Below are 5,262 nucleotides of genomic sequence, written 5' to 3'. Positions count from 1 at the left end.
GCAACGACGTCACCATCACCATGGCCGCAGAAGCCGGCCAGCTCCAGCTCAACGCCTTCGAACCGATCATCGTCCACAGCCTCCACAAGAGCATCTCCCACCTGGAAGCCGCCTGCCGCACCCTCACGGCCCGCTGCGTCCGGGGCATCACCGCCAACACCGAACACCTCCGCCTCACGGTGGAACAGTCAATCGGCCTCGTCACCGCCCTGAACCCGCACCTGGGCTACGCCACGGCCACGGCCATCGCGCAGGAAGCCCTCGCCACCGGCAAGGGCGTCGCGGAGCTCGTACTCGAACACGGGCTGCTCACCGCCGAGCAGCTCACCGAGCTCCTCAGCCCACAACGCCTCGCCAACCTGAGAAAATAACCGCCGCACACCCACGACCCCGCCCGACCAGGGAGCAAGGGGCACACCGTCGTGCCCAAAATCCCGACCGACCACAGAGAAACGGAACTCGATGACGAGGGCCGTTCCAGCACCGGGCCACCAACCCGGCCTCTACCCAAGGACTGAATATGAAAAACAAATCAACGATGTGGATCCTGGCAGCGCTCCTGTTCGGAATCGTCAGCGGTCTGCTCTTCCACTGGCTGCTCCCGGTGGACGCGCGCGAATCTGTCGTGGCTGTCCTCGACACCGTGACGCACATGTTCCTGAACCTCATCAAGATGATCATTGCCCCGCTGATCTTTGCCACCCTCGTCTCCGGCATCGCAGGAGCGGCCAAATCCGCCGGCGTGGGCAAGCTCTTTGGCCGCTCGATGATATGGTTCCTGTCCGCCTCCGTCCTGGTGGGCGCCTTCGGCTTCATCACGGCCCATGTACTCAACGTCGGTGACGGGCTCCACCTGATGCCGGGAGGTGGCGCGGGGATGGAAACGAAGCCCCTCGACTACCAGGCGTTTGTTACCCACATCATCCCCACGAGCGTCTTCGCCGCCCTGACAGAAAACAACCCCCTTCAGATCCTTGTCTTCGGCGCTCTCTTCGGCATCGCCCTGCTGAACCTCCGGAAGATGGGCCGCTCCTCCATAGCGGATGCCATCGACGAACTGATGGGCGTCATGCTGAAGGTCACCGGATATGTGATGAAGGCGGCACCCGTCGGCGTTTTCGCCGGCATCGCGGCAGCCTTCACCTCCAAGGGTCTCGACGCGTTTGCCACTTACGCGTCGTTCATCGGCGGATTCTACATCTCCCTCTCCGCACTCTGGGCGATCATGATCGCCGTCGCGGTCGCCTTCCTCGGACGGGCCGCCTTCCGACTGGTCCGGATAGTGCGCGAACCCATGGTCATCGCGTTCRCCACCTCCAGCAGTGAAGCCGCCCTGCCCAAGCTCATCGAAGGCCTGACCAAGTTCGGCATCGACAAGCGCACCACCGGCTTCGTGCTGCCCCTGGGTTACTCGTTCAACGTGGACGGATCCATGATGTACATGACCTTCGCGTCGGTCTTCCTGATCAACGCCTACGGCATCGACATGGACCTTGGCCAGCAGATCGCGATGACCGCAATGCTCCTGCTCAGCAGCAAGGGCATGGCCGGCGTGCCCCGCGGGTCACTCGTCGTCGTCGCCGCCGTGGTCCCTGCCTTCGGCATCCCCGCCGCCGGAATTGGAGTCCTGCTGGTGATCGACCAGCTCCTGGACATGGGGCGCACCGCCACCAACATCCTAGGAAATGCCATCGCCACCGCGGTCATCGGCCGGAACCACGACAAGTCCACGTCCCTCCTCACGGCGTCGCGCGCCGGCACCTCCGACGACGGCCAAGACACTGAGGACAGCCGGCAACCCGAGCTCGTTTCGAGGCACTGACCGGCACCCGGTCGGCCAACCAATTATCAACCTGCAAACCGACCCCCACACCGGATGAAAGGCCATCGCCAATGACCGCTGACTTTGAAGTCCAGAGCCCGATGGACGTGCACTGCATTGAGCGGACGGAAAGAGCGAGAAGCGCACCCATCAAGTCACAAATCATCGACTACCTGCGAAGCCATGGTGCAAGCAAAGTAGCTGACATCAGCGACGGCATCGCGTCCTCGCGGGGCGCAGTCAGATACCACCTGGCAGCGCTGGAGAAGGCCTCGATCGTCCGTTCCAACATTTCCCCCGGAGCGAGAGGTCGGTTCACGCCCTTCTACGGCATCGCTCCTGAAAAAGCGGAGTCGGACTCCTAGCCGGGCGGCGCTGGCTACCATGTTTGCGGACGACGGCGGGACCTCCCGCCGTCGTCCTCTGTGCTCTTGCGGCCGGAATCTCATGCCGTCCGGGCATTGACTCTAGGACCGAAAGATGCCGCCGTATTGAGTCGGGCATCCAGATCCCCGGTAAAAGCACTGGATTGCATTATGGACGGTGGGGCGTAGGACGAGGCTTCGGGCACGTCGTCAAAACCGGCGAGGCTGATGTCTTCGGGACCCTATATTTCCCCTTTCCCGGAAGGCCCGGAGCATGCCCAATGCCATGTGGTCTTTGGCGGCGAAGACAGCCTGCAGTCTGGCTCGTGGGCGGGTTGTAGGCCGGCGGTATAGCCGGAGTCGGCACCAAGCTCTCCCCCAGGCCGCCGGTAAACAAGAAATCCGGAGAAAAATCTCCAAGAAATCCCCGCAGGTCATGTCGCCGACAGGACTCCACGACATGAATAGGTACAAGACCGACAACGGCCAACACAAGAAGGCCAGAAAGGAGGCCGAATGACCGCACATCCCAGCAGGCGGAGTGCCCACCAGCCAGCGCCCTGAACCCGCCGTCCACACAACTTCATAGGCCACCGCGGCGGCCAGGCACCAGGCCGCGATAAGCGTCAGAAGGACCCAACCCGGGTTAATGCCCACATGCTAAGGCAAGGACCCCCTCGAACTGCATTCCAGCCCCGCGAACAATGGGAACTCCCGGAAACATGCGGAATACGGCCCAGTCCGATCCACATACGGCCCAATCCGGAGCCCGCAGCGTGGACAATGTACACACCTCGATTGGCCGTCCCAACTCCCCTCCACCGGACCACCGCACCCAAACCGTAGGGCGCTGCTCGCCTTTTAGTACTGACGAAATTCGGCTGCCTGGAAGTCGGCATGATCGCCCTGCGTGTCGGCAGACGCCAGCACGGTTGCGCCCCACTCACGGATGGTGTTGTTATCCAGGTCACATTGCGTCTATCGTTGTCGGGGGCCACAGCGTGGTGGCCCCGATTTAGAGCGGAGAACTTTGTGAACGAGAAGCTGCGGGTGCTGGTCCGCGTGGACCTCGACGGCGCCAAGGCCCACGTCAGGGTCCAGGGCCACGTGACGGCTCAGAGCGTCCATGGCTGCCTGTATGACGTGGTCAAGCGCGCCAGCGCACTCGCCTCCGGACTGGCGCTGGAACTGGATGTGACCCGTGCACACGTTGACCCCGACGCGATGGGAGAGCTTCAGAGGTGCGCAAAGTCGCACCACCTGCCGGTGCACGCCGACCCGCTCCAGCGCGACTATCGGATCAGCATCCTGACGCCGGGCCACGCGACGTCCGCGGCCCCATCACTAGTCCTGGCAGCCTGACAAGCCCGCACCAGCTGCCGCGGCAAGCCCCGCGTTAGCTCACAATCCAGTTCCGCGCGCCTGAATCCTCCGCCCATGCAGCGCGCCTATTGTTAGCATGCGACGTGAGCAACGGGACGATACGCCTACCGATCCTCGCCGCCGCGCAAGAGAAACAAAAGCCTTAGGTCAATGCGTCTCCCGATAAATATGTGGGATACGCACGAACGCTTGGCTGACGTCTTGAGGTGAGTCCTTGCGGAGCCAGACTCGAGTGGCCATGCCCGGGTCAGTCCAAGATGAGGAGGGGCGGGGCTGTCAGCGGGCCCAGTCCTGGCGGGTTCTTTCAGCTGCGTCCTGAAGCAGGGGCAGGTACACGCCCAACAGCGTGTCCATGCTGGTGGCAACAACAGGCTAAGCAAGCCTGTGCGCGGCCGTTTCGTCAGCATTGAACTCCACTGCGGGCAATTTTTTGCCGTCCCCGGCCGACGCTGAAGCAGCAACTCCGTGTTTACCCGGGGGATTCGTTAGGCTGCGAGGCGTCAAAGAAGCGATAGTCCGAAGGAGTCCGTCTGGCCGCAGCTTCGCGTGCCTTGGCCTGGATGAAGTCCCTGTCCTCGCCGGTCAGCACGGTTTCGCCGTGTGCGTCGGCGTCGGCGTTTTCGCCGGTTTCCTTGTTGATAATGGCCGTCAGGGTGCGTGGCAGGACCACGCATCCCGGGTTATCCATCAGCCACTGCTGGGTGGCGGGATCGAGCCGGTTCCATTCTTCCTTGATGTGCATCTCAGTCACTGCTGCCTTTCAGGCATCCGTTCGACGAAAGAACCCCTCAGGCGTTTGCTGTCAGGGGCCCTGGCAGGTGCGAACACGTGGTGCGGCCGCGCAGCCTTGGGGTCGCGTCCAGTTGTCCAGTTATTGTCCGGCTGCGGTCTCGTCCTTCGGTTTGCTCCGGGCTTCGCGCTGGTGGTGCTCCAGCTTGTCTTCCGCATCGCGGCGGCGCTGGCCAACGGTGCGCATCTGGTTCGTGGGCGGCCTTCGGTGATCGACTGGAGGGGCCGTCTGCTCGTGTTCTTCCTCGAAGTCAGGAGCGGATCGGTCCGGACGGCGCCCCTTGTTCTCGCCCATACATGCATCGTCCCATCTTGACCGGGTGCTTACCAGAGCAGCGGCCACACCCTGTCGCTGCGAGCCTACGAGCAGCCCTAGTAAGGAAGGAACTGCGGCGCATAAGCCGAGTCATACAATTTTGATGATCTGGGCTGTGATGTTCGTTCGGGGATTGTTAAAGGCAGATGGGCCAGTGGCGGTGAATTCCAGAGGGTGGTCCGGACGAACCACACCGCCGCATTGGCCACAAGGCAGCAGCGCAGCGGCTAGATCCTAAAGAGTCCGGCAAGCCTTAGCCCGCAGGACAATGCGGTGAGCCACCGGATATCAGCCCACCCCGGCGGTGGCCAGCGGCGGTATTCCGATCAGCCTGCGGCGGGCAGTGCGTCCGGGATGCGCGGCTTGGCGTTGCCGGCGAAGGTGAACTTCGCGTCGTCGCCTTCGCCCTCCACATCCACCACCACGATGTCGCCGGAGTGCAGCTCGCCGAAGAGGATCTTCTCGGAGAGCTGGTCCTCGATCTCGCGCTGGATGGTGCGGCGCAGCGGCCGGGCACCCATGGCGGGGTCGTAGCCGCGGGTCGCCAGGAGCACCTTGGCCGCGGACGTGAGCTCGATGCCCATGTC

Annotated in this window: 5 protein-coding genes and 2 pseudogenes; 4 read left to right on the top strand and 3 right to left on the bottom strand. The window is 63.2% G+C overall.

Translation table 11 applies throughout. The annotated features are described in order from the left end of the window. The 4 genes and pseudogenes from aspA to AC1DR1_RS22830 form a co-directional block, all read left to right on the top strand. Positions 1–371, top strand: a pseudogene (gene aspA, locus AC1DR1_RS22845) (aspartate ammonia-lyase); the annotation flags it as partial. 149 nt (positions 372–520) lie between these two features. Then, positions 521–1,822 carry a dicarboxylate/amino acid:cation symporter gene (locus tag AC1DR1_RS22840; protein ID WP_476993421.1) on the top strand — a complete coding sequence of 434 codons (1,302 nt, stop codon included), beginning with the start codon at positions 521–523 and terminating at the stop codon, positions 1,820–1,822. Positions 1,823–1,893: 71 nt separating this feature from the next. After that, positions 1,894–2,187 carry a winged helix-turn-helix domain-containing protein gene (locus tag AC1DR1_RS22835; protein ID WP_476967885.1) on the top strand — a complete coding sequence of 98 codons (294 nt, stop codon included), beginning with the start codon at positions 1,894–1,896 and terminating at the stop codon, positions 2,185–2,187. A 1,032-nt stretch (positions 2,188–3,219) separates the two neighbouring features. Next, positions 3,220–3,549 carry a hypothetical protein gene (locus AC1DR1_RS22830; protein WP_229995621.1) on the top strand — a complete coding sequence of 110 codons (330 nt, stop codon included), beginning with the start codon at positions 3,220–3,222 and terminating at the stop codon, positions 3,547–3,549. 490 nt (positions 3,550–4,039) lie between these two features. Here AC1DR1_RS22830 and AC1DR1_RS22825 read toward each other — a convergent pair whose 3' ends face one another. From AC1DR1_RS22825 to AC1DR1_RS22815, 3 genes and pseudogenes are all read right to left on the bottom strand, one after another. Beyond that, positions 4,040–4,312, bottom strand: a complete 273-nt coding sequence (locus tag AC1DR1_RS22825) for a hypothetical protein (protein ID WP_229995628.1) — start codon at positions 4,310–4,312, stop codon at positions 4,040–4,042. Between the two features lie 129 nt (positions 4,313–4,441). Then, the gene (locus AC1DR1_RS22820) at positions 4,442–4,654 is read right to left on the bottom strand and encodes a hypothetical protein (RefSeq protein ID WP_229995620.1); all 213 of its coding nucleotides are present in this window, start codon (positions 4,652–4,654) and stop codon (positions 4,442–4,444) included. Positions 4,655–5,001: 347 nt separating this feature from the next. Continuing rightward, positions 5,002–5,262, bottom strand: a pseudogene (locus AC1DR1_RS22815) (NDP-hexose 4-ketoreductase); the annotation flags it as partial.

Source organism: Arthrobacter sp. P4_F10, from assembly GCF_056401435.1.
The sequence above is the reverse complement of the archived record's forward strand: the minus strand, read 5'-3'. Positions and strand labels throughout refer to the sequence as shown.